23 protein-coding genes and 1 tRNA gene are annotated in these 21,494 nt (G+C 68.1%); 5 read left to right on the top strand and 19 right to left on the bottom strand.

Annotated elements, in window-relative coordinates:
• Nucleotides 1–203, top strand: a 203-nt coding sequence (locus BpN12_RS31505) for a hypothetical protein (protein WP_246796020.1), incomplete at its 5' end; no start/stop codon positions are given.
• Entirely contained in the window at nt 194–463 is a 270-nt protein-coding gene (locus BpN12_RS31500) for a YfhL family 4Fe-4S dicluster ferredoxin (protein ID WP_246796019.1), read from the top strand. The genes BpN12_RS31505 and BpN12_RS31500, both read left to right, overlap by 10 nt.
• A 114-nt stretch (nt 464–577) precedes the next feature.
• Here BpN12_RS31500 and hisC read toward each other — a convergent pair whose 3' ends face one another.
• The 8 genes from hisC to BpN12_RS31460 form a co-directional block, all read right to left on the bottom strand.
• Nucleotides 578–1,645 (bottom strand): histidinol-phosphate transaminase, encoded by a 1,068-nt coding sequence (hisC, locus tag BpN12_RS31495; RefSeq protein WP_246796018.1) that lies wholly within the window; start codon nt 1,643–1,645, stop codon nt 578–580.
• Nucleotides 1,646–1,729: 84 nt separating this feature from the next.
• Nucleotides 1,730–2,335 (bottom strand): aminoacyl-tRNA hydrolase, encoded by a 606-nt coding sequence (gene pth, locus BpN12_RS31490; protein ID WP_246796017.1) that lies wholly within the window; start codon nt 2,333–2,335, stop codon nt 1,730–1,732.
• A 123-nt stretch (nt 2,336–2,458) separates the two neighbouring features.
• Entirely contained in the window at nt 2,459–3,073 is a 615-nt protein-coding gene (locus BpN12_RS31485; protein ID WP_042626047.1) for a 50S ribosomal protein L25/general stress protein Ctc, read from the bottom strand.
• A 191-nt stretch (nt 3,074–3,264) separates the two neighbouring features.
• Nucleotides 3,265–4,221: a ribose-phosphate pyrophosphokinase gene (locus BpN12_RS31480; protein WP_042626761.1), complete on the bottom strand. Its 957-nt coding sequence runs from the start codon at nt 4,219–4,221 to the stop codon at nt 3,265–3,267.
• 45 nt (nt 4,222–4,266) lie between these two features.
• Nucleotides 4,267–4,343 (bottom strand) — tRNA-Gln (locus BpN12_RS31475).
• A gap of 52 nt (nt 4,344–4,395) precedes the next feature.
• On the bottom strand, nt 4,396–5,274 hold the full coding sequence (ispE, locus tag BpN12_RS31470) for a 4-(cytidine 5'-diphospho)-2-C-methyl-D-erythritol kinase (RefSeq protein WP_246796016.1): 879 nt from the start codon (nt 5,272–5,274) through the stop codon (nt 4,396–4,398).
• Nucleotides 5,275–5,312: 38 nt separating this feature from the next.
• Entirely contained in the window at nt 5,313–5,942 is a 630-nt protein-coding gene (gene lolB, locus BpN12_RS31465) for a lipoprotein insertase outer membrane protein LolB (protein ID WP_246796015.1), read from the bottom strand.
• The gene (locus tag BpN12_RS31460) at nt 5,939–7,786 is read right to left on the bottom strand and encodes a tetratricopeptide repeat protein (protein WP_246796014.1); all 1,848 of its coding nucleotides are present in this window, start codon (nt 7,784–7,786) and stop codon (nt 5,939–5,941) included. The genes lolB and BpN12_RS31460 overlap by 4 nt, the downstream gene beginning before the upstream one ends.
• 87 nt (nt 7,787–7,873) lie before the next feature.
• On the opposite strand from BpN12_RS31460, the gene mutM reads away from it, so the two are divergent.
• Together mutM and mutY are read left to right on the top strand one after the other, a co-directional pair.
• A complete protein-coding gene (gene mutM, locus BpN12_RS31455; protein ID WP_070107969.1) occupies nt 7,874–8,701 on the top strand; it encodes a bifunctional DNA-formamidopyrimidine glycosylase/DNA-(apurinic or apyrimidinic site) lyase in 828 nt (275 codons plus the stop codon).
• A gap of 4 nt (nt 8,702–8,705) precedes the next feature.
• Complete coding sequence (gene mutY / locus BpN12_RS31450) at nt 8,706–9,815, top strand: A/G-specific adenine glycosylase (protein WP_246796013.1); 1,110 nt, start codon at nt 8,706–8,708, stop codon at nt 9,813–9,815.
• Nucleotides 9,816–9,869: 54 nt separating this feature from the next.
• Here the strand turns inward: mutY and BpN12_RS31445 are convergent, their stop codons facing one another.
• From BpN12_RS31445 to kdsD, 11 genes are all read right to left on the bottom strand, one after another.
• A complete protein-coding gene (locus BpN12_RS31445; protein ID WP_246796012.1) occupies nt 9,870–10,505 on the bottom strand; it encodes an LON peptidase substrate-binding domain-containing protein in 636 nt (211 codons plus the stop codon).
• 30 nt (nt 10,506–10,535) lie between these two features.
• Nucleotides 10,536–11,429: an RNase adapter RapZ gene (rapZ, locus tag BpN12_RS31440; protein ID WP_246796011.1), complete on the bottom strand. Its 894-nt coding sequence runs from the start codon at nt 11,427–11,429 to the stop codon at nt 10,536–10,538.
• 74 nt (nt 11,430–11,503) lie between these two features.
• Entirely contained in the window at nt 11,504–12,472 is a 969-nt protein-coding gene (gene hprK / locus BpN12_RS31435) for an HPr(Ser) kinase/phosphatase (RefSeq protein ID WP_015877041.1), read from the bottom strand.
• A gap of 130 nt (nt 12,473–12,602) precedes the next feature.
• Nucleotides 12,603–13,115: a PTS IIA-like nitrogen regulatory protein PtsN gene (gene ptsN, locus BpN12_RS31430; RefSeq protein ID WP_042626039.1), complete on the bottom strand. Its 513-nt coding sequence runs from the start codon at nt 13,113–13,115 to the stop codon at nt 12,603–12,605.
• A gap of 215 nt (nt 13,116–13,330) precedes the next feature.
• Complete coding sequence (gene hpf / locus BpN12_RS31425) at nt 13,331–13,690, bottom strand: ribosome hibernation-promoting factor, HPF/YfiA family (protein WP_246796010.1); 360 nt, start codon at nt 13,688–13,690, stop codon at nt 13,331–13,333.
• Nucleotides 13,691–13,841: 151 nt separating this feature from the next.
• The gene (locus BpN12_RS31420) at nt 13,842–15,353 is read right to left on the bottom strand and encodes an RNA polymerase factor sigma-54 (RefSeq protein WP_246796009.1); all 1,512 of its coding nucleotides are present in this window, start codon (nt 15,351–15,353) and stop codon (nt 13,842–13,844) included.
• A 210-nt stretch (nt 15,354–15,563) separates the two neighbouring features.
• The gene (gene lptB, locus BpN12_RS31415; protein ID WP_246796008.1) at nt 15,564–16,340 is read right to left on the bottom strand and encodes an LPS export ABC transporter ATP-binding protein; all 777 of its coding nucleotides are present in this window, start codon (nt 16,338–16,340) and stop codon (nt 15,564–15,566) included.
• Nucleotides 16,337–17,008: a lipopolysaccharide transport periplasmic protein LptA gene (lptA, locus tag BpN12_RS31410; protein WP_246796007.1), complete on the bottom strand. Its 672-nt coding sequence runs from the start codon at nt 17,006–17,008 to the stop codon at nt 16,337–16,339. The genes lptB and lptA overlap by 4 nt, the downstream gene beginning before the upstream one ends.
• A gap of 18 nt (nt 17,009–17,026) precedes the next feature.
• Nucleotides 17,027–17,641 carry an LPS export ABC transporter periplasmic protein LptC gene (gene lptC, locus BpN12_RS31405; RefSeq protein ID WP_246796006.1) on the bottom strand — a complete coding sequence of 205 codons (615 nt, stop codon included), beginning with the start codon at nt 17,639–17,641 and terminating at the stop codon, nt 17,027–17,029.
• Nucleotides 17,642–17,644: 3 nt separating this feature from the next.
• Complete coding sequence (locus BpN12_RS31400; RefSeq protein WP_246796005.1) at nt 17,645–18,184, bottom strand: KdsC family phosphatase; 540 nt, start codon at nt 18,182–18,184, stop codon at nt 17,645–17,647.
• The gene (gene kdsD, locus BpN12_RS31395) at nt 18,184–19,167 is read right to left on the bottom strand and encodes an arabinose 5-phosphate isomerase KdsD (protein WP_246796004.1); all 984 of its coding nucleotides are present in this window, start codon (nt 19,165–19,167) and stop codon (nt 18,184–18,186) included. Before kdsD ends, BpN12_RS31400 begins: the two co-directional genes overlap by 1 nt.
• Before the next feature lie 153 nt (nt 19,168–19,320).
• Here kdsD and BpN12_RS31390 point away from each other — a divergent pair, with 153 nt between their 5' ends.
• Nucleotides 19,321–21,327, top strand: coding sequence for a monovalent cation:proton antiporter family protein (locus tag BpN12_RS31390; RefSeq protein WP_246796003.1), 2,007 nt, complete (start codon nt 19,321–19,323; stop codon nt 21,325–21,327).
• The last annotated feature ends 167 nt before the right edge of the window (nt 21,328–21,494 follow it).

Here is a 21,494-nt window from a genome sequence, read left to right as displayed (position 1 = left end):
AATCTGCTCGCGAAATCCCGTCGATTGCAGTATGTCAAATCGTGCGCGAAACGGTGCCAAATTGCCTGCGTCGCTACAGTAGCGCGGCGGCGGCGCGATATCCGCACGCGCCGCATGGCCTGGGCCGGTGGCCCGCGCGTGCGATCTCGAAAAGTTATAATGTGTTGTTTTTTCTAGGAAAGCTGGTGCCAGTATGGCTTTGATGATTACCGACGAGTGCATCAATTGCGACGTGTGCGAGCCCGAGTGCCCGAACGGCGCGATCTCGATGGGCCCGGACATCTACGTGATCGATCCCGGCAAATGCACCGAATGCGTCGGCCACTTCGACGAACCGCAGTGCCAGCAGGTCTGCCCCGTCGAGTGCATTCCGCGCGACCCGCAGCATGCGGAGACGCAGGAGCAGCTGATGGTCAAGTATCACGCGCTCGTCGCCGCGGCCGGCGAGGCTGGCGCGCAATAACGGGCGTCCGGCATCGGAGCCGTTCCTGCCCGGCCGAACCGGCGCCGAATCCGCCGGCAGGCGCGCGCCTGCCGGTCTCTTCTCCGGACTCCGCCCGAGCGGAGCCGTCCTCCGTCAGCCGAGCAGCTCGCGCAGCGCGTCCACCAGCAGGTCGCATTCGGCGTCGGTGCCGACCGTGATCCGCAGATACTGGTCGATGCGCGGCAGCTTGAAATGCCGCACGAAGATCTCGCGTGCCTTCAGCGCGGCGGCCAGCGTGCCGGCGTCGTGCCCCGGGTGGCGCGCGAACACGAAGTTCGCCGCCGACGGCACGATCTCGAAGCCGAGCGCTGCGAGCGCCGCGTTGAGCCGGGCGCGGCTCGCGACCACGCGCGCGCAGCTCGACTCGAACCACTCGCGGTCCTCATAGGCGGCCTGCGCGGCCACTTGCGCGAGCCGGTCGAGCGGATACGAGTTGAAGCTGTCCTTCACGCGGTTCAGCGCCTCGATCAGCGAGGCCTGGCCGAACGCGAAGCCCACGCGCATGCCGGCCAGCGAGCGCGCCTTCGAGGTCGTATGCACGACCAGCAGGTTCGGATGGCGGTCGATCAGCGTGATCGCCGATTCCGCGCCGAAATCGACATAGGCTTCGTCGACCACCACCACCGCATCCGGATTGCCGGCCACGATCCGCTCGACGTCGGCGAGCGGCAGCGCGCGGCCGGTCGGCGCGTTCGGGTTCGGGAACAGCACGCCGCCGTTGCCGCCGAGGTAGTCCTCGACGCGGATCGACAGATCGTCGGCGAGCGGCACCGCCTCGTACTCGACGCCGTACAGGCGCGCGTAGGTCGGATAGAAGCTGTAGGTGATGTCGGGGAAGCGGATCGGCCGGTCGTGCTTCAGCAGCGCCTGGAACGTGTGGGCCAGCACTTCGTCCGAGCCGTTGCCGACGAACACCTGCTCCGGCGCGAGGCCGTGGTGCGCGGCCACCGTCTCGCGCAGCGCGCGTGCGAGCGGATCGGGGTAGCGGCGCAGCGCTTCGCCGGCCGCGCCGAGTTCGCGCGCGATCGCCTCGACGACGCGCGGCGACGGCGGATACGGATTCTCGTTCGTGTTCAGCTTCACGGGATTCGCGAGCGCGGGCTGTTCGCCCGGCACATACGGAACGAGCTGCTCGACGATGTTGCTCCAATAACGGCTCACCACGGACTCCTGAATGAAAACGAGAAAACGAGCAGATTAACGCACGCCGGGCGCGTGCGGCGCAAAACGCGGCGCGCCCCCGCGCTAGGCGGAATTGCGATGCAACTGCATCACCGCGCGTTCGGTCTCGCCCTTCACGAAGATCGGCATCACCGCGAGCGCGCGCTCGATCGACGCGTCGATCACGTCCTGTTCCTCGCGGCGCGGCGGCTTCAGCACGAAGTTCGCGACGTCGGGTTTGGCGCCGGCGCGCGAGCCCTCGGGAATCAGGTCGCGCGGATGGCCGATGCCGATCCGCAGCCGCCAGTACTGCTGCGAGGACAGATGCGCGGAGATGTCCTTGAGCCCGTTGTGGCCGCCGCTGCCGCCGCCGAGCTTGAACTTCACGGCGCCGGGCGGCAGGTCGAGTTCGTCGTGTGCGACGAGGATCTCGTCGGGCAGGATCTTGAAGAACTGCGCGACCGCGACGACCGACTGCCCCGAGCGGTTCATGTAGGTCTGCGGTTCGAGCAGGTGGACTTCCTCGCCGTACAGGCGCGCCTTCGCATAGTGGCCATGGAAGCGGCGCTCGTCGCGCAGCGTCGTGCCGGCTTCGCGCGCGAGCTGGTCGACGCACCAGAAGCCGGCGTTGTGGCGCGTCGCCGTGTATTCCGCGCCGGGATTGCCGAGTCCGACGATCAGTTTGATCATGATGAGTAGGTCGATGAGACCGGTCGGGCCGCGTGAGCAGCATGGGCCGCAACAATGAAAAAACCCGCCGGGCGAGCCGCGGCGGGTTGCTTCGGACCGTTGTCGAAACGGTGCGAACGCGGCTTAGGCAGCCGGCGTTTCGCCTTCGCCGGCAGCGGCTTCGTCCGAGACGGCGCCGGCCGGGATCGTGGCGGTCGCGATCACGGGGTTTTCCGCATCGATGTGTGCCACCAGCGCGACGCCGTTCGGCAGCGCGATGTCCTTGGCGTGGATCGACTGGCCGGCTTCGAGCTTCGACAGGTCGACTTCGAGGAATTCCGGCAGGGCCGACGGCAGGCACTCGACGTCGAGTTCGGTGATGACGTGCGAGACGACCGCGCTCGACAGCTTCACCGCCGGGCTGACTTCCGCGTTCAGGAAGTGGACCGGCACCTTCGTGTGCAGCTTCTTCGAAGCATCGACGCGCTGGAAGTCCACGTGCAGCACGAGCTGGCGGAACGGATGGTATTGCACGTCGCGCAGCAGGACGCTTTGCGACTTGCCGGCCACTTCGAGATCGAGGATCGACGAGTGGAAGGCTTCCTTCTTCAGGGCGTGCCACAGGGCGTTGTGATCGAGTTCGATCATTTGCGGGGCTGCTTCACCGCCGTACACGATACCCGTGGTCTTGCCGGTGTTACGCAGGCGGCGGCTCGCACCCGTACCTTGCAGAGTACGCTCGAAAGCGACGACTTTCATGACTTTCTCCAATGACTGCCCGCGACCAGGCAGTGTAATGGGGCCTCTCGGCCCTTGATGCGGCCCGGGTTTCGTCCTTCCGGGCCGATGTGCAAAAAGCGAAGCGCGGACGCTTCGCTTTTCGCGTACAACCGAATACGTCGTGGTTCGCGTGCCGGGCGTGCGCCGCTACGCGAATCGCCGCGCCGTGATCAGGACTCGGCGAACAGCGACATCACCGAATCGCCGCGGCGGATCCGCGCGAACGTTTCGGCGAGCAGATCGGCGCTCGACAGCGCACGGATCTTCGCGCAGCCGAGCGACTCGGCCGACAGCGGGATGGTATCGGTGACGACGAGCTCGTCGAGCTCCGATGCGTCGATGCGGGCGGCCGCGCCGCCCGACAGCACCGGGTGCGTGGCGTAGGCGAACACGCGCTTCGCGCCGCGTTCCTTCAGCACTTGCGCGGCCTTGCAGAGCGTGCCGGCCGTATCGACCATGTCGTCCATGATCACGCAGGTGCGGCCTTCGACTTCACCGATGATGTTCATCACCTCGGCGACGTTCGCCTTCGGGCGACGCTTGTCGATGATCGCGAGATCGCAGTTCAGCTGCTTGGCGAGCGCACGTGCGCGCACCACGCCGCCGACGTCCGGCGACACGACGAGCAGGTCCGGGTGGTTCTGCTTGCGCAGGTCACCCAGCAGGATCGGCGTGGCGTAGATGTTGTCGACGGGGATGTCGAAGAAGCCCTGGATCTGGTCGGCGTGCAGATCCATCGTGATGATCCGCTCGACGCCGGCGATTTCCAGCATGTTCGCGACGATCTTCGCCGAGATCGCGACGCGCGCCGAACGCGGGCGGCGGTCCTGACGTGCGTAGCCGAAGTAGGGGATGGCGGCGGTGATCCGGCCTGCGGATGCGCGCTTGAGCGCATCGACCATGATCATCAGTTCCATCAGGTTGTCGTTCGCTGGTGCGCAGGTGGACTGCAGGACGAAGACATCCTTGCCGCGCACGTTTTCCTGGATTTCGACCTGGATTTCGCCGTCCGAGAAACGGCTGACCATGGCCTTGCCAAGAGGAATTCCGAGGTTGTCGACGACTTTCTGTGCAAGCGCGGGGTTTGCGTTGCCAGTGAAAACCATCAGGCCGTCATGGCTGCTCATCATGAACCTGCTTCGGGCTGGGGGCGGGAATGACAGAAGAAACTATGGCAGGGGAGGAAGGACTCGAACCCTCGCATGCCGGAATCAAAATCCGGTGCCTTGACCAACTTGGCGACTCCCCTACACTCAACTATGAGCTCCACCGGAAGTGTAGGACATCCGATGCAGCAAAACTCATGACGCGAAAGCAAAGAGGGGATGAGTACCCAGGCTTCCGGTAACTGCGCTGTTCCAGCCGGCCGGCAGTTTGGCTTGCGCCGCTTCTGCTTCGTCCTTGCTGCTGAACGCTGCAAACACGCTAGCTCCAGAGCCGGTCATCCGCGCGGGGGTCAAATCATACAACGCTTCGACCACCTTTGCAACTTCCGCGTACTTCTTTGTCACAACCGCCTGCATGTCGTTTTGGCCGAAGCTGTCTGGCCAACCCTTGCTGCTTTGCTGTGCAAGAAAGTCCGTAATTGTGATTGGCTTCGAATCTCTTGTCAACGACTTATCCGAAAATATTTCGGCGGTCGGTACGTGAACTCGAGGCGTCACAACCAGGAACCAGCGAGTCGGCAATTCTACCTGCTCCAATGCTTCTCCGATACCCTCCGCGAACGCATTTTTTCCGAACACGAAGAACGGCACGTCGGCGCCCAGTTTCACCGCCAGCGCCTGCAGTTCGGCGCGCGGCAGATCCAGCTCCCAGAGGCGGTTCAGCGCGAGCAGCGTGGTGGCCGCGTCCGAGCTGCCGCCGCCGAGGCCGGCGCCCATCGGCAGCACCTTGTCGATCTCGATGTCGACGCCGAGCGCGGTGCCGGTATGCGCCTGCAGCAGCCGCGCGGCGCGCACCACGAGGTCGCCGTCCTCGGGCACGCCGGCCACCTCGGTGACGCGATGGACGATGCCGTCGTCGCGCCGCGTGTAGTGCAGCGTGTCGCCCCAGTCGAGCAGCTGGAACACGGTCTGCAGCGCGTGATAGCCGTCCGGGCGGCGGCCCGTGATGTGCAGGAACAGGTTGAGCTTCGCCGGGGCGAGGCAGTTGCGCAGCGCGCGGGAGGTATCGGTCATGCGTCGGGACTTTCTGGCGAAAAACGGGAGTGCGCGGCTCAGCGATCGAGCACCAGCTTGATGTCGAGCGCCGGGGTCTCGCGCGTGAGATCGAGCCGCTTGACGCCGGTGGCGGGCGCGTCCGCGTAGGCGAGATAGTCGATGGTCCAGCCGTCCTGGCGGATCTGCTTCGGATGCGCGGCGTCGCCCGTGACGTCGGCCGGCGTGCCCGGCGACGGCTGCGGCACCATCCAGAAGCGCAGGCCGTCGAGCGGCAGCGCGAAGCCGAGCGTGTCCTGCATCAGCTGCCCGACGTCGCCGGCGAAACGCGGCGCGCGGCCCGGCATCTCGAGCGAGGCGCGCTGCGGCGACGAGCGCACCACCGCGAGCGTCTGGCCGAGCGGGCTGCGCAGTTCGAGCGTGATGACGTTGCCGGTTTCCTGCCAGTCGAAGTTGCCGTAGACGTTCTGCTGCTTGCCGAGCCGGTCCTCGTAGCGAACCGCGAAGCGGCCCGTGTAGGCGTGCGCGGCCTGCGTCGTGATCGTGTCGGCGCTGGTGGCGGCGAGCGGCGCCGCGCTGCTGGCGGGATGCCGGGTTTGCGTCGCGCAGCCGGCCAGCAGTGCGCCCGCGGCGAGCAGGACGGAAGCTTGGCGCGCGAGCCGCGCGCCCGGTCGAATCGCGATGCTCACAGCCCGGTCACCCCGAAGCGCTTGAGCGTGCTGACGAGCGTGTCGTTGTCGGGTTCGAGCTTCTGCGCGGCGCGCCAGGCGTCGCGGGCCTTGTCCTGCTGGCCGCTCTTCCAGAGCACTTCGCCGAGGTGCGCGCCGATCTCGGCGTTCGGCTGCAGCGCATAGGCCTGCGTCAGGATCTTGGCGGCCGCTGCGTTGTCGCCGAGCCGGTACTTGACCCAGCCGAGGCTGTCCATGATGAACGCGTCCTTCGGCGCGAGCGCGCTGGCGCGCTCGATCAGCTTGTTCGCCTCGGGCAGCCGCTCGTTGCGATCCGCGAGCGAGTAGCCGAGCGCGTTGAACGCCTGCGGGCTGTCGGGCTGGGCGCTGATCAGCAGGCGCAGCTGCTGCTCCATCGTCGTGTACTGGCCGATCTTCTCGCAGGCCATCGCGTAGTCGTAGCGCAGGTCGGGATCGTCGGGGAACTGCTCGACGGCCTGCGCAAGCCGGTCGGCCGCCTCGCGGTAGCGCTTGGCGGCGAACAGCAGCGACGCGTCGGTGCGCGCGATCACGGCCGCGTCGTGCGGGTCGGCCACCTGGATGCCGGCGAGCACCTGGCGTGCCTCGTCGATCTTGCCCTGCTTGGCGAGCAGCTGCGCGCGCGTGACCTGGGCCGGGATGTAGTGCGGGCTCGACACGTCGATCTTGTCGAGCCATTGCGAGGCCTGCGCGTCGTTGTTCTGCTCGATCGCGATCTGCGCAAGGTAGACGTAGGCCTGGCCGACGTCGGCGCCCTGGCGCTTCTGCGCGAGCTCGATGTACTGCTTCAGATTGGTCTGTGCGTCGTCGTACTGCTTCTGCTGGAGCTTGACGAGCGCGAGCGCCATCAGCGGCGCCGGCTCCTTCGGATCGTTCTTGCGCATCGCCTCGAACTGCTTCTGCGCGTCCTCGAGGCGGTTGTCGGCCAGATAGAGCTGAGCGAGCGCGAGGCGCCCTTCGCGCGACTTCGGATTCTGCTGGACGAACTTCTCGAACGAGGCCACGCCGACCGCGCGCTCGTCGGGGCCCATCTGCGAGAGCATCAGGGCGGCAGGCAGGTAGTCGGGACGCAGCTGCAGCGCCTGCTTCAGCGAGGCGACGGCGCCGGCCCGGTCGTCGGTGGCGAGCTGCTGGCGCGCGATCGCGACCTGCGCCTCGGGGCGATCGAGGTCGTTCTTGAGCAGATCCTGCAGCACCGTCAGGCCCTCGACCCGGTTCGGGCCGCGCGAAATCAGCGCCTGCAGCGCGAGCAGCGCGTCGCCGCGATTGTCGCCGGTGGCGCGCGAAAGCTCGCGCGCGAGCAGCGGTTCGGCTTCGGCCGGCTTGCCCGCCAGCACCAGCAGTGCCGAGTCGACCTGCGACGCGCGGTTCGAATCGGGCGCGAACTGGCGCCACAGGTTCGCCGCGGCGAGCGCGTCGGCCGGGCTCTGGGCCGCCAGCGCGATTTCGGTGGCGCGCTGCGCCATGCGCGGGTCCTTCGTGTCGCGCGCGAGCGCGAGGTAGGTCTGGTACGCGGGCGCCGGCTGCGAGCGTTGCAGCGCGACCTCGGCCGCGAGCACCTGGTAGACGATCTGTGCCGACAGCTGCACGCCCGGCAGATCCTTTTTCTCGTCCGGGAAGGCCGGCGAGAACGCGCTCTGCGTCAGCGCGTCGTCGGACGCGCCGGCGGCGGGCGCGTCGGCGGGAGTCTGGGCATGCGCGGCAACCGCGCCGAACGTCCAAGCGGCGACAAGCGCGGCGCCGAGGGCGCGGCGAACCGGAGATGCGAACGCGCGGCGCGCGCGGGCGGCGGGGCGCTTCGGGGACAGCGTCGAGGGCAAGGTCATGGAAATCCGTTCGAGGTTTCGGTCGATTGTAACGCGCTCGCTACAATACGCGCACAATCGCACCAGCCACACACAGACCACAAAACCATGCCAGAGTTGCCGGAAGTCGAGGTTACCCGCCGCGGAATCGAACCCTTCGTCACCGGGCGGCGCGTCAGGCGCGTCGACGTGCGCACCGCGATGCTGCGCTGGCCCGTCCCCGACAATCTCGCCGCCGCGCTCGAGGCGCGCGAGGTGCTGCGCGTCGAGCGGCGCGGCAAGTACCTGCTGTTCGAGGTGGACGCCGGCTGGTTCATCGTCCATCTCGGCATGACCGGGACGCTGCGCGTGCTGCCGGGCGGCGAGCCGCCCGAGGCCAAAAAGCACGACCACATCGACTGGGTGTTCGACGAATGCGTGCTGCGCTTTCGCGATCCGCGCCGCTTCGGCGCCGTGCTCTGGCACGCGCGCGAAGACGGCGACATCCACCTGCACCCGCTGCTCACGAGCCTCGGCGTCGAGCCGTTCTCGCCGCTCTTCACGCCCGAGCTGCTCTACCGGCGCACGCGCGGGCGCACCGTTTCGGTGAAGCAGGCGCTGCTGGCCGGCGACATCGTGGTCGGCGTCGGCAACATTTACGCGTCCGAAAGCCTGTTCCGCGCCGGCATCCGGCCGACCACGGCGGCCGGCCGCGTTTCGCTGCCGCGCTACGAGCGGCTCGCCGAGGCGGTGCGCGCGACGCTCGCCGACGCGATCGAGCGCGGCGGCAGCACCTTGCGCGATTTCGTCGGCAGCAACGGCGAAAGCGGCTACTTCCAGCTCGACTGCTTCGTCTACGATCGTGCCGGCGAGCCGTGCCGCGTCTGCGGCACGCCGATCCGCCAGATCGTGCAGGGCCAGCGGTCGACCTATTTCTGTCCGAATTGTCAGCGTTGATATCTTGAAACCCCCCCGTACCCGAGCGGCGCCGGTCGCGCCGTCCACCCCGCTGCACGCGAGCTTCGCGCGCCGCCTGATCGCCTGGCAGCGCGAGCATGGCCGTCACGACCTGCCGTGGCAGAACACGCGTGATCCCTACCGGATCTGGCTGTCGGAAATCATGCTGCAGCAGACCCAGGTCTCGACCGTGGTGCCGTATTACCTGCGGTTCCTGGCGCGCTTTCCCGACGTCGCCGCGCTGGCCGCCGCGCCGGCCGACGACGTGATGGCGCTGTGGGCCGGGCTCGGCTACTACACGCGCGCGCGCAACCTGCACCGCTGCGCGCAGGTGGTGGTCGAGCAGCACGGCGGCCGCTTCCCGCAAACGCCCGACGCGCTGGCCGAGCTGCCCGGCATTGGCCGCTCGACCGCGGCCGCGATCGCCTCGTTCGCGTTCGGCGCGCGCGCGCCGATTCTCGACGGCAACGTCAAGCGCGTGCTCGCGCGCGTGTTCGGCGTGGAGGGGTTTCCGGGCGAGAAGCGCGTCGAGAACGACATGTGGGTGCTGGCCGAAACGCTGTTCCCGCGCGACGAGGACGACGCCGGCATCAGCGCCTACACGCAGGGCCTGATGGATCTCGGCGCGACCCTGTGCGGGCGCGGCAAGCCCGACTGCAGGCGCTGCCCGTTCGCGCCCGACTGCGTCGCGAACGCGACCGGCCGCCAGCGCGAGCTGCCGGCCGCGCGGCCGAAGAAGGCGGTGCCGACGCGGCGCACCTGGATGCTGGTGCTGCGCGACGGCGACGCCGTGCTGCTCGAACGGCGCCCGCCGGCCGGCATCTGGGGCGGCCTCTGGAGCCTGCCCGAGGCGGACGGCGACGCGGCGGCGCTGCAGCGCGTGCGCGCGTTCGGCGCCGATTCGGTGATCTCGCTCGCGCCGTTCACGCACACGTTCACGCATTTCCGGCTCGAGATCGAGCCGCGCATCGCCGAGGTCGGCCCGGCATCGGGCGGCCAGGCCGGCGCGGCCGATGCCGACATCGAATGGGTGCCGCTCGCGCGGCTCGACGCGTATGGCGTGCCGGCGCCCGTGCGCAAGCTGCTCGACAGCCTGAGCGGGCCGCTGATCTGAACGGGTTCGGGAGCGGCAGGAGGAGCGCGGCGGCCCGGGCGGGCCGCCGGGCGCTCAGAGCCAGTCGTGGCGCTTGAGCACCTGATGCACGGCGTCGATTCGCGCGCCGACGCCGGGCAGTTCCATCATCTTCTGCCGCGCGCGCAGATCGAGCGGCAGCACCTCGGCGAGCCGGTTCGACACCCAGGTCGGGTCCTCGAAATGGAACGGCTCGAGAAACGGCAGCTCGCCGGACTTGACGTTGCGCAGCGCGACGATGATGCGCTCGAGCACTTCCGAGCAGGCGCCGAATTGCGCGATCGAGAGCTCGCCGTCGAGCGGCTCGTCCTCGGGCAGCGGCTCGGCGATGCCGACCAGCAGGCCGTTCGCCTCGACGCGATGCGAGAGCAGCCGGAAGCGCCGCGTGCCGACGGTGCGCAGCAGCAGCATGCCGAACTCGCCGGTATCGCATTCGATGATCTCGGCCATGCAGCCGACCGGCTCCGGCACCGACACCGCGTCGTCCTGGGCGACCTCGGGGCCGCTCTTGAGCAGGCAGACGCCGAACGGCGCGCGATCGCGCAGGCACGAGCGCGCCATGTCGACGTAACGCTGTTCAAACACCTTCAGCGGCAGCAGGCCGCCGGGAAACAGCACCGTGTGCAGCGGGAACAGCGGCAAATCGACAAGCGTGGTCGAAAGCGATGACATCAGGCGCCCCCTTGACGAGGAGCGGCTCGGTCAGGTGACGAGCCGCGACGACGCATCGGCATCAACCGGTGCGTCACGATGCCGCACTATCACGTTCGCCTGCCGCGACAGACGCGCGGCGAGCGTCTCCGCAATGAACACCGAGCGATGCTGGCCGCCCGTGCAGCCGATCGCCACCGTCAGATAGCTGCGATTGTCGTCGCGGAAATGCGGCAGCCATTTGACGAGGAAGGCCTCGATGTCGTCGATCATCTGATGGACGATCGGCAGCGCGTCGAGGAACGCGATGACCGGCTGGTCGAGCCCGGTCAGCGGCCGCAGCTCGCGGTCGTAATAGGGATTCGGCAGCGCGCGCACGTCGAACATGAAGTCCGCGTCGAGCGGCACACCGCGCTTGAAGCCGAACGATTCGAACATCAGCACGAGGTCGTCGTTCTTCTGTTCGATGAAGCGCTTGACCCAGGTGCGCAGCACGTTGGCGCGCAGGTTGCTGGTGTCGATCTCGTGGCCGAAACCGGCCAGCGGCGCGACCAGTTCGCGCTCGCGCTCGATCGCTTCCTCCAGCGACGACAGCAGCCCGACGTCGGCCTCGTGCGACGGCGAACCCGACAGCGGGTGGCGGCGGCGTGTTTCGGAGAAGCGCTGGATCAGCGCCTGGGTGCTCGCGTTGAGGAACAGCACGCGCACGTCGTGCTGCTGCGAGAGCTCGCGGATCAGGCCCGGCATGTCGGCGAGCGAGCTGCTCGAGCGCGCGTCGATCGCCACCGCGAGGTGCTGCTGGCCATCGTCGGTGATGCTGCGCACGAGCTCCGGCAGCACGCGCGGCGGGAGGTTGTCGACGCAGTAATAGCCCGCGTCTTCCAGCGCGTTGAGCGCGACGGACTTGCCGGAGCCGGAGATGCCGGTGATGAGGACGATGCGCATGGGAGGCGGAAAATCCAGACGTTTCATCATAGCACCGGCTCACCGCGCCCGTATGGGGCGGGCGCCGGTGCGCGTCAAACGAGTTTGCCGGGGAACTGGCTGTCCGGATCCTGCATGGCCAGGCGCTGCCGGTCCATGAAATCGCGCAGCGTGTCGATGCCGCGCAGCTGCAGGATCGTGTTGCGGACCGCGGCTTCGACGAGCACGGCCAGGTTGCGGCCGGCCGCGACCTGGATCGTCACCTTGCTGATCGGCAGGCCGAGCACGTCGACGGTCTGGCTTTCGAGCGGCAGGCGCTGGAATTCGCCGTCGGGCCGGCGCACCAGCTGGACGATCAGCTTCAGCTTCATCTTCCGGCGCACCGCGGTTTCCCCGAAGATCGTCTTGATGTCGAGCAGGCCCAGGCCGCGCACCTCGAGCAGGTTCTGCAGCAGCGGCGGGCAGCGCCCTTCGACGAAATCGGGGCCGAGACGCACGAAATCGACCGCGTCGTCGGCCACCAGGCCGTGGCCGCGGCTGATCAGTTCGAGGCCGAGCTCGCTCTTACCGAGGCCCGAATCGCCGGTGAGCAGCACGCCCATGCCGAGGATGTCGAGGAACACGCCGTGCAGCGTGGCGCGTGGCGCGAGGATGCGCGACATGTAGAGGCGCAGGCTGTCGATCACGGCGGCCGCCGACATCGGCGTGGTGAACAGTGGCGTGGACGAGCGCGTGCAGCGCAGCACCAGCTCCGGCGGCGCGGCGGCACCGCCCGCCACCACCAGGAACGGCGGCTCGAGCGCGATCAGCTCGGCCATGTGGCGCGAGCGATCCTCGTCGGTCTGGCGCTGGTAGTACTCGATTTCGGCCTCGCCGAGCACCTGGATCCGGTTCGGATGGATCAGGTTCAAGTGGCCGACGAGGTCGGCGCTCGAGGTGGCGTTGCCGACCGTTTCGGAGGAAAAGCCGCGCTCCCAGCCTTCGTGCCCCGTCAGCCAGCTGAGCTTCAGCATGGCGGCGTTGTCGTCGAAGATGCTCTGGGCGTTGATGCTGGACGTGTCCATGGTGAGTCCGTCACTCCAAATGGCCGATGCGGCGGGCGGCAACGGCGGTTGCGGCGCCGGTCCGGCTGCGGGCGGGCTGGCCGGACGGCGCGTGCCGCCCGGTGCGGGGCAGGGGCCCGCCCGAATCAGTTCAAGGTTGCCATTGAGTGAGGAGCTGATGCAACTCGTTGCGGTCCGGCTCGGTGTGCAGGCGCTCGCGGGCGTCGCGGTCGGACAGCAGTTGCGCGATCTCGGAGAGGATCTCGAGGTGCTGCTGCGTCGCCTGCTCCGGAACCAGCAGGAAGATCAGCAGCGAGACGGGCTGGCCGTCCGGCGCCTCGAACGGGATCGGCTCGGCAAGCCGGACGAAACCGGCGAGCGGCTGCTTGAGGCCCTTGATCCGGCCATGCGGAATGGCGACGCCTTCGCCGAGACCTGTCGAGCCGAGACGCTCGCGCGCGAACAGGTTGTCGGTGACGATGCTGCGCGCGATGCCGTTCTGATTCTCGAAAATCAGACCGGCTTGTTCGAACACGCGTTTCTTGCTGGTGACGGAGAGGTCGATGACGACGTTCTCCAGTGGCAGGATTTTGGCTAGGCGATTCATGTTGGCAGGCAAGGGGGCGGCCTGGGGTCTCCTCGCGGCGGTGGACGGATGTTCCATGACGGCAAAGATGCGGGGGCGCCGGTCGATGGCGGCTTGCATGCACGACAAGCCGACCCGCCGATGCCCCCCGGTAATAACCCGCACATTATAGAGCACGGACGTTCGCGTGGCGCACCGCGCGCAAAGCGGTTTGAACGCGATGGTACACCGTGGCGGCAACAAAAAACCGCCCGTCGGAACGGGCGGTTTCGAGGGCGCTCTCGCGCCGGGCGTCATTGCGGGGGCAACTCGATCTGATCGATCGCGGGTTGATGCTTGATCGGATCGTGTGCGTGCGTCTGCAGCCGCTCCATGTGCTTGACGACCTGACGGTCGAGCTTGTCGATCAGCAGATCGATCGCCGCGTAGAGGCTGCCGTTGGCGCTTTCAACGAAGATGTCCTTTCCCTTCAGATGCAGATTGATTTCCGCGCGCTGCTGTCTGTCCTTTTCCTTATGGTTGTCGACCGAGAGGATCACAGTGCCATCGATGACCTGGTCGCTATGCCGTAGCACCCGATCCAGCTTGGTGATCACGTATTCGCGAATGGCAGGCGTCACTTCGAGATGGTGTCCACTGATCTTCAGGTTCATAGTGCTTCTCCATGCAGATGACCCCAACGCAGTGAGAGGCGGCGCCTGCCGGCAGGACGATCTCCGTGAACGGATGGAGACGGAGCGGGCCTGCGGCGGACTATGCCTTCGACAGCGCGGCGGCCGGAAAACGCCCGCCGCAAGCAGCGGGCTACAGAGACTTGCGCAGGTTGACTGCCGGGATCTTGAGGGCTTCGCGATACTTCGCGACCGTGCGGCGCGCGACCACGAATCCCTGTTCCGCCAGCAGTTCGGCGATTCGGCTGTCCGATAGAGGAGATTTCGGGTCTTCGGCTCCTATCAGTTGCTTGATGAGGGCGCGGATCGCCGTGGATGAGGCGGCGCCACCGGTATCCGTCGAAACGTGCGATCCGAAGAAGTACTTAAATTCAAGAGTGCCGAACGGGGTCAGCATGTACTTGCCGGTTGTCACACGCGAGACAGTTGACTCGTGTAGGCCCAGCGTATCAGCTATTTCCCGCAAAACCAAGGGGCGCATGGCGATTTCGCCATGTGCAAAAAAGTTCTTCTGGCGCTCGACGATCGCCTGCGCGACGCGCAGGATCGTCTCGAATCGCTGCTGGATGTTCTTGATCAGCCAGCGCGCTTCCTGGAGCTGCTGCTTCAGCGAGCCGGCGCCCGGATCGCCGCGGCTGTTGCGCAGGATGTTGGCGTACAGGTGGTTGATGCGCAACTTCGGCACGACCTCCGGGTTCAACTCCGCGAGCCAGTTCTGGCCGCTCTTCTTGACCATGATGTCGGGCACCACGTAGTCGGCCTCGGCCTTGCCGTAGGCCGAGCCCGGGAACGGCTCGAGCGAGCGGATCAGCGCATGCGCGTCGCGCAGCTCGTCGTCGTTCGCCTTCAGCTGCTTGCGCAGCCGCGTGAAATCGCGCGCGGCGAGCAGTTCGAGGTGCTGGGAGACGATGTCGAGCGCGAGCGCGCGCGTGGGGGACGGATCGAGCCGGATCAACTGCAGGCGCAGGCATTCGGACGCCGAACGGGCGCCGACGCCGGCCGGATCGAAGCTGTGCAGCAGCGCGAGCGCGGCGGCCAGCTCGTCGAGTTCGACTTCGAGTTCTTCCGGCAAATCGGCGTGGACTTCGTCGAGCGTCGCGCCGAGGTAGCCGTCGTCGTCGAGCGATTCGATCAGGAACGTGATCAGCGCGCGGTCGCGCGGGCTCGCCTGCGTGACGCGCAGCTGCGCCGACAGGTGCTCGCGCAGCGAGGTCGAAGTCTCGTGGACCTGCAGCGGCGGGAGATCGTCGTCGTCGGAGGCGCCCGAGGCGCGGCCGTAGTCGTCGAGGTTCCACTGGCCCGAATCGCTGTCCCCGCCGTTGTAGCTGTCGTAGTCGTCGCCGCCCGAGGCGTCGTCGCGTTCGCTGCGCTCGCCGGAGGACGAGTCGGAGCCGGACGAGGCGCCCTGCATCGGTTCGGGCGTCGAGGACGGCGGCGTCTGCGCGATCAGCGAGCCGTCGGCGGCCACGCGCAGCGGGCTCGCGATCCATTCGTCGTCGTTTTCGAGCAGCGGGTTCTGCGCGACGGCCATCGCGACTTCCTGCTGCAGTTCGAGCGTCGACAATTGCAGCAGCCGGATCGACTGCTGCAACTGGGGGGTCAGCGCGAGGTGCTGCGACAGGCGGAGTTGGAGGCTGGCTTTCATGGCAAAAAGGAATCGTTACCTGAAGTTTGCCACGTAGGCGGCGCGTTGCGGAATGCGTGATGCACGAAGATCGCGGCGCGGCCGCGCCCGCGCGCCGTCACGGGTACGGACGAAACCGGCCGCCGCCACCCGCGGCGACCGCCGCGCCATGGCTGGCGGGGGGCGCCGCGGGCCGGCGCCGCAGGGATGCCGCGCGGGCATCCCGCCTGCTTACATGCGGAAATGTTCGCCGAGATAGACGCGGCGTACGCTTTCGTTCTCGATGATGTCCTGCGGCGCGCCGGAGGCGAGCACCGAGCCGTCGCTGATGATGTACGCGTGGTCGCAGATGCCGAGCGTCTCGCGCACGTTGTGGTCGGTGATCAGCACACCGATGTTCCGTTGCTTCAGGAACTTGACGATCTTCTGGATTTCGAGCACGGCGATCGGATCGACGCCGGCGAACGGCTCGTCGAGCAGGATGAAGCTCGGATTGCTCGCGAGCGCGCGCGCGATCTCGACGCGGCGGCGCTCGCCGCCCGACAGCGACAGCGCCGGGTTGCCGCGCAGGTGGGCGATCTGCAGCTCGTCGAGCAGCGCCTCGGTGCGCGTGGCGATGCCGTCCTTCGAGAGCCGTTTGCCGTTGTCGTCGTGCTGCAGTTCGAGCACGGCGCGGATGTTCTCCTCGACGGTCAGCTTGCGGAACACCGACGCTTCCTGCGGCAGGTACGACAGGCCGAGCGAGGCGCGCTTGTGGATCGGCAGCAGGCTGATCGGGCTGCCGTTCAGCGAGATGTCGCCGGCGTCGAGCGGCACCAGGCCGACGATCATGTAGAACGAGGTGGTCTTGCCGGCGCCATTCGGGCCGAGCAGGCCGACCACTTCGCCGCTCTTGACGTCGAGCGACACGTCCTTGACGACGGTGCGCGAGCCGTAGCGCTTCTTCAGGTTGCGGACCACGAGCGAACTCGTGGTGCCGGCCGGCTGGCGATTCGGCAGGGCGTTCACGGGTTGCTTCCCCCCTGCATGGTGTTCGACGGCGCGAGCGTCGCGCTGGCGCCGTTCAGCGGCGCCGGGCCGCCCGTCTTCGGCGAGAGCATCGCGCGCACGCGGCCGGTCGGGTTGCCCGGCGCGGACACGTCGCTGCCGCCCTTCGCCGTGTAGAAGTCGCGCTGGCCGTCATAGGTGATCACGCTGCCATGCACCGTGTCGGCGACCGTCGACAGGCCCTGCAGGCGCCGCACGGTGGCGTCGCGCGTCAGCGTGGTCAGGTCCTGCTTGCCGTCGTAGTCGATGCGCTCGGCGTCGCCGTCGATGTATTCGTCGAGCCCCTCGCGCTTCTGGCGGAACGAGGCGTGCTTCTTGTTGCCGGGCGCCATGGTGGCGGTCGCGTACTGGTAGCCCTGCGGGTCCTGGCGCACTTCGACGCGGTCGCCCTTGATCAGGATCGTGCCTTTGGTGATCACGACGTTGCCGGTCGCGACCGTCACCTGCTTCAGGTCGTCATAGGTCAGGTTGTCCGCCTCGACCTGGATCGGCTTGTTCTGGTCTGCCTTTTCCGCGTGCGCAACCGGCGCGACGCCCGGCAGCGTCAGCGCGACGAGCGCCGCGGCGAGCGCGGCGCGGACAGCGCGGCGCGCGCTGCCGTAGGAAAAACAAGGGAACGATTCGTTCATGCAGTCACGCAAGCTGGGTTACTTGGATTGGCGGGAAGCGCCGCCGGACACGTCGGACGCGGCGATCGTGCCGCGGACGTTGCCGTAAAGGTCGATGACCCGTGTGACATTGTTGTACTTCATGCCGTTGGTCGCGTTGGCGAGCGACAAACCGCGCTGAAGTTTAACCGGCTTTTCAGTCTCGATCACATCGTCGTTCACGAGCACCCGGAAATGTTGGGAATCCGCTTCCATCGGCGGGTCGCCGGCGCCGGCCGCGCGCAGGATCTTCGCGTTGTCGTACAGGTCGACCACCGACACGTCGCCGTTCACGGTGCCGTGCAGCGCCGTGGCCGTGACCACCGGCCTGCCGGGCTGGAACGCGCGCAGCGCGGGCAGCTCGAGCACGCTGGTCTCGTCGTCCTCGTAGTGGACCAGCTTGCTGGCGGTGAGCCGGTACTGCGTGGCGCCGGACTCGTCGAGCTCGGTGACCGAGAAGTTGTCGGCGAAATAGTCGGGCGAATGGGTTTTCGGGCGGGCGACGGCCTCGCCGGGCGGCGGCAGCGTGGCCTGCAGCAGCCAGTAGGTCACGCCGGCGAGCGCGGCCATCGCGACCACCGGCAGCAGCGAGGTCAGGCGGAACCGGGGCGTCATGCGTCAGGCTCCGAGCGCGGCGGCGAGCAGCGCGTCGTAGCGGCCCTGCGCGCGCAGGATCGTGTCGACCACCTCGCGCGCGGCGCCGTGGCCGCCGCGCGCCTCGGCCACCCAGTGGGCGCGCGCGATCACGTCCGGATGGGCGTTGGCGGGCGCGGCCACGAAGCCGCAGCGCGTCATCACGCCCAGGTCGGGCCAGTCGTCGCCCATGTAGCCGCATTGCTCGGGCTGGACGCCGGTGGCCTGCAGCAGTTCGGCGAACGCGTCGAGCTTGTGCTCGACGCCCTGGTAGAGATGGCTGATGCGCAATTCCTTGGCGCGCACGGCGACGATCTCCGAGCGGCGCCCGGTGATGATCGCCGTATCGATGCCGGCTTCGCGCAAGAGCTTCAGGCCGTGGCCGTCCTGTGAATGGAACGACTTCATGGTGTCGCCGGTGGCCGTGAAGTGCAGGCCGCCGTCGGTCAGCACGCCGTCGACGTCGAAAATCATCAGCTTCACGCGGCTCGCGCGCTCGGCGGCCGTGGCGGGGGCAGCGGGCATCAGATCACCTTCTGGGAGAACAGGTCGTGCATGTTGAGCGCGCCGATCAGCACACCGTCGGGATCGGTCACGAGCATCTGGTTGATCCGGTGGCGCTCCATCAGTTCCACCGCCTCGACGGCGAGATGGTCGGGCGCGATGGTGCGCGGGTGGCGCGTCATCACGTCGCCGATCGGCAGGCGGCGGAAATCGCCGTCGCGTTCGAGCACGCGGCGCAGGTCGCCGTCGGTGAAGATGCCGGCCACGTGGTTGCGCTCGTCGACCACGGCGGTCATGCCCATGCGCTTCGCGGTGATCTGGAACAGCGCGTCGGACAGCGTGGCCGCGAGCGTGACGGTGGGGACTTCGTCGCCGGTGCGCATCACGTCGCGCACGTAGGTGAGCAGGCGCCGGCCGAGCGCGCCGCCCGGGTGGGAGCGCGCGAAATCGTCGGGGCCGAAGCCGCGCGCGTCGAGCACCACCACGGCCAGCGCGTCGCCGAGCGCGAGCGCGGCGGTGGTGCTGGCGGTCGGCGCGAGGTTCAGCGAACAGGCTTCCTTCTCGACGGCGGCGTTGAGGTGTACGTCAGACAATTGCGCGAGGCTCGACTGCGGCCGGCCCGTCATCGCGATCAGCTTGGCGCCGAGCCGCTTGATGAGCGGCAGGATCGCGACCAGTTCGGCCGATTCGCCCGAGTTCGAGATCGCGATAAAGACATCGTCGGCGGTTACCATGCCGAGGTCGCCGTGGCTGGCCTCGGCCGGATGCACGAAGAACGCGGGGGTGCCGGTGCTGGCGAGCGTCGCGGCGATCTTGCGCGCGATGTGGCCGGATTTGCCGATCCCGGAGACGACCACGCGCCCGCGGCAGTTCAGCAGCAGGCCGACCGCGCCGACGAAGTCGCCGTCGAGTTGTTCGCGCAGTGCGCGCACGGCGTCCGCCTCGATGTCGAGCACGTCGCGGGCGAGCGCGAGCGCCCGGTCATCATTGATTTTCGCTATCATGCGCGGAGTATAGCAAAGGCGTTTGTTCGCCGCGCCGGGCGCCGGGACCGCGCTCCCGACGGAGCCCTGTCCTCGCCCACCGAGCCGCCGCCGCGCGCGGCCCCACCCGCGTCCGCCAGTCGCGACGCCCTGACGAACGAGGACCCTTCGCACGTGATTTCCCCGCTCGAAATGACGCTCCTGCTGCTGCTGGCTTCAGTGGTGGGCGTCGTCGTGTTCCGCTCGCTGAACCTGCCGCCGATGCTCGGTTACCTGACCGTGGGCATCGTGGTGGGCCCGCACGCGCTCGGCTTCGCCGGCGATCTCGAACGCGCCGAGCATCTCGCCGAGTTCGGCGTGGTGTTCCTGATGTTCTCGATCGGCCTGGAGTTCTCGCTGGCGAAGCTGCGGGCGATGCGGCGGCTGGTGTTCGGGCTCGGGCTCGCGCAGGTGGTGGTCACGCTCGCGGTGGCGGTGCTGCTCGGCTTCGCGTTCGAGCACTGGGTCCACATCACGTGGCAGGGCAGCGTCGCGCTGGGCGGCGCGCTGGCGATGTCGTCCACGGCGATCGTCTCGAAGATGCTGGCCGAGCGGCTCGAGATCGAGACCGAGCACGGCCGCAACATCTTCGGCGTGCTGCTGTTCCAGGATCTGGCGGTGGTGCCGCTCCTGATCGTGATCTCGGCGTTCGGCGGCGAATCGTCGAAGGACCTGGCCGTCACGCTCGGCCTCGCGGCCGTGAAGATCGTGATCGCGCTGTCGCTGCTGCTGTTCGTCGGCCAGAAGTTCATGACGCGCTGGTTCAACGTGGTGGCGCGGCGCCGCTCGCAGGAGCTGTTCGTGCTGAACCTGCTGCTGGTCACGCTCGGCGCGGCGTTCATCACCGACAGGTTCGGGCTGTCGCTCGCGCTCGGCGCGTTCATCGCCGGCATGCTGATCTCCGAGACGCCGTACCGGCACCAGGTGGAGGAGGACATCAAGCCGTTCCGCGACGTGCTGCTGGGCCTGTTCTTCGTGACCACCGGGATGCTGCTGGACCCGCGCGTGATCTGGGAGCACCCGTTCCTCGTGGTCGGCTTCTTCGCCGGCCAGGTGCTGCTGAAGGCGGCCACCATCACCGGCCTCGCGCGCCTGTTCGGCGCTACCGCCGGCGTGTCGATGCGCACCGGCCTGGGGCTCGCGCAGGCCGGCGAATTCGGCTTCGTGATGCTGAACCTGATCCTCGACCGCCATCTGGTGGACCCGACGCTGCTGCAGGCGATCCTCGCCTCGATGCTGCTGTCGATGCTGGCCGCGCCGTTCCTGATCCAGAACGCCGACCGGATCGTGATGCGGCTGTCGTCGACGGAATGGATGCAGCAGTCGCTGCAGATGACGCGCATCGCGACCCAGAGCCTCAAGCAGCAGGGCCACGTGATCATCTGCGGCTACGGCCGGGCGGGGCAGAATCTCGCGCGCATGCTCGAGCAGGAAGGGCTCTCCTACGTCGCGCTCGACCTCGACCCGGACCGCGTCAGCGCGGCGGCCACGGCCGGCGAATCGGTGGTGTTCGGCGACGCGGCGCGCCGCGAATCGCTGCTCGCGGCCGGGATCCACCGCGCCACGGCGGTGGCGATCACCTACGCGAACACGCCGTCGGCACTGCGCGTGCTGCACAACGTCCACGAACTCGAACCGACGCTGCCGGTGATCGTGCGCACGGTGGACGACGCCGATCTCGACCGCCTGCTCGCGGCCGGCGCGACCGAGGTGATTCCCGAGATCGTCGAGGGCAGCCTGATGCTGGCCTCGCACACACTGGTGGTGATGGGCGTGCCGATGCGGCGCGTGGTGCGGCGCGTGGAGGAGATGCGAGACGCGCGCTACAGCCTGCTGCGCGGCTATTTCCACGGCGCCGACGACGCGGACGACGACGACCACGAGCAGGTGCGGCTACAATCGGTGCCGGTCGACGCGCGGTCGGACGCGGTCGGCCGCTCCCTCGCGGAGGTCGGGCTCTACGCGCTCGGGCTCGAGGTGACGGCGATCCGGCGGCACGGGATCCGCGGCGTCGAGCCGGACCCCGACACGAAGCTGCGCGCGGCCGACATCGTCGTGCTGCGCGGGCTGCCGGAGGCGCTCTCGCTGGCCGAGGAGCGGCTGTCGCGCCATCGCCGCGACGGCGGGCCGGCCCCGGCCTGAGTCGGCCCACGGCGGCGCGGTGGCGCGGTGGCCGGCCGGGCGCCGTATCATGTCGGGCGGTCCGGTGCCGCCCGCCGCCGGCGATGGTTCCGACCCCGCCATTTTCTTGAGTCGAATCGGTCCGAGTCGGTCTCGACGAACGGCGCGCGGCCGACGCGCGCCGTTTT

It is taken from the genome of Burkholderia perseverans, assembly GCF_022870505.1.
In the GTDB taxonomy this organism is placed as follows: domain Bacteria; phylum Pseudomonadota; class Gammaproteobacteria; order Burkholderiales; family Burkholderiaceae; genus Burkholderia; species Burkholderia plantarii.
Note: the sequence above shows the minus strand (reverse complement) of the source record. Positions and strands in the feature narration are given on the sequence as shown.

Bases quoted from the DNA above. Each gene is read 5' to 3' on its own strand.
- BpN12_RS31500 (WP_246796019.1), top strand. From the start codon at position 194: ATGGCTTTGATGATTACCGACGAGTGCATCAATTGCGACGTGTGCGAG.
- pth (WP_246796017.1), bottom strand. From the start codon at position 2,335: ATGATCAAACTGATCGTCGGACTCGGCAATCCCGGCGCGGAATACACG.
- BpN12_RS31485 (WP_042626047.1), bottom strand. From the start codon at position 3,073: ATGAAAGTCGTCGCTTTCGAGCGTACTCTGCAAGGTACGGGTGCGAGC.
- BpN12_RS31480 (WP_042626761.1), bottom strand. From the start codon at position 4,221: ATGAGCAGCCATGACGGCCTGATGGTTTTCACTGGCAACGCAAACCCC.
- ispE (WP_246796016.1), bottom strand. From the start codon at position 5,274: ATGACCGATACCTCCCGCGCGCTGCGCAACTGCCTCGCCCCGGCGAAG.
- BpN12_RS31460 (WP_246796014.1), bottom strand. From the start codon at position 7,786: ATGACCTTGCCCTCGACGCTGTCCCCGAAGCGCCCCGCCGCCCGCGCG.
- mutM (WP_070107969.1), top strand. From the start codon at position 7,874: ATGCCAGAGTTGCCGGAAGTCGAGGTTACCCGCCGCGGAATCGAACCC.
- BpN12_RS31445 (WP_246796012.1), bottom strand. From the start codon at position 10,505: ATGTCATCGCTTTCGACCACGCTTGTCGATTTGCCGCTGTTCCCGCTG.
- rapZ (WP_246796011.1), bottom strand. From the start codon at position 11,429: ATGCGCATCGTCCTCATCACCGGCATCTCCGGCTCCGGCAAGTCCGTC.
- hprK (WP_015877041.1), bottom strand. From the start codon at position 12,472: ATGGACACGTCCAGCATCAACGCCCAGAGCATCTTCGACGACAACGCC.
- ptsN (WP_042626039.1), bottom strand. From the start codon at position 13,115: ATGGAACATCCGTCCACCGCCGCGAGGAGACCCCAGGCCGCCCCCTTG.
- hpf (WP_246796010.1), bottom strand. From the start codon at position 13,690: ATGAACCTGAAGATCAGTGGACACCATCTCGAAGTGACGCCTGCCATT.
- BpN12_RS31420 (WP_246796009.1), bottom strand. From the start codon at position 15,353: ATGAAAGCCAGCCTCCAACTCCGCCTGTCGCAGCACCTCGCGCTGACC.
- lptA (WP_246796007.1), bottom strand. From the start codon at position 17,008: ATGAACGAATCGTTCCCTTGTTTTTCCTACGGCAGCGCGCGCCGCGCT.
- lptC (WP_246796006.1), bottom strand. From the start codon at position 17,641: ATGACGCCCCGGTTCCGCCTGACCTCGCTGCTGCCGGTGGTCGCGATG.
- BpN12_RS31400 (WP_246796005.1), bottom strand. From the start codon at position 18,184: ATGCCCGCTGCCCCCGCCACGGCCGCCGAGCGCGCGAGCCGCGTGAAG.
- kdsD (WP_246796004.1), bottom strand. From the start codon at position 19,167: ATGATAGCGAAAATCAATGATGACCGGGCGCTCGCGCTCGCCCGCGAC.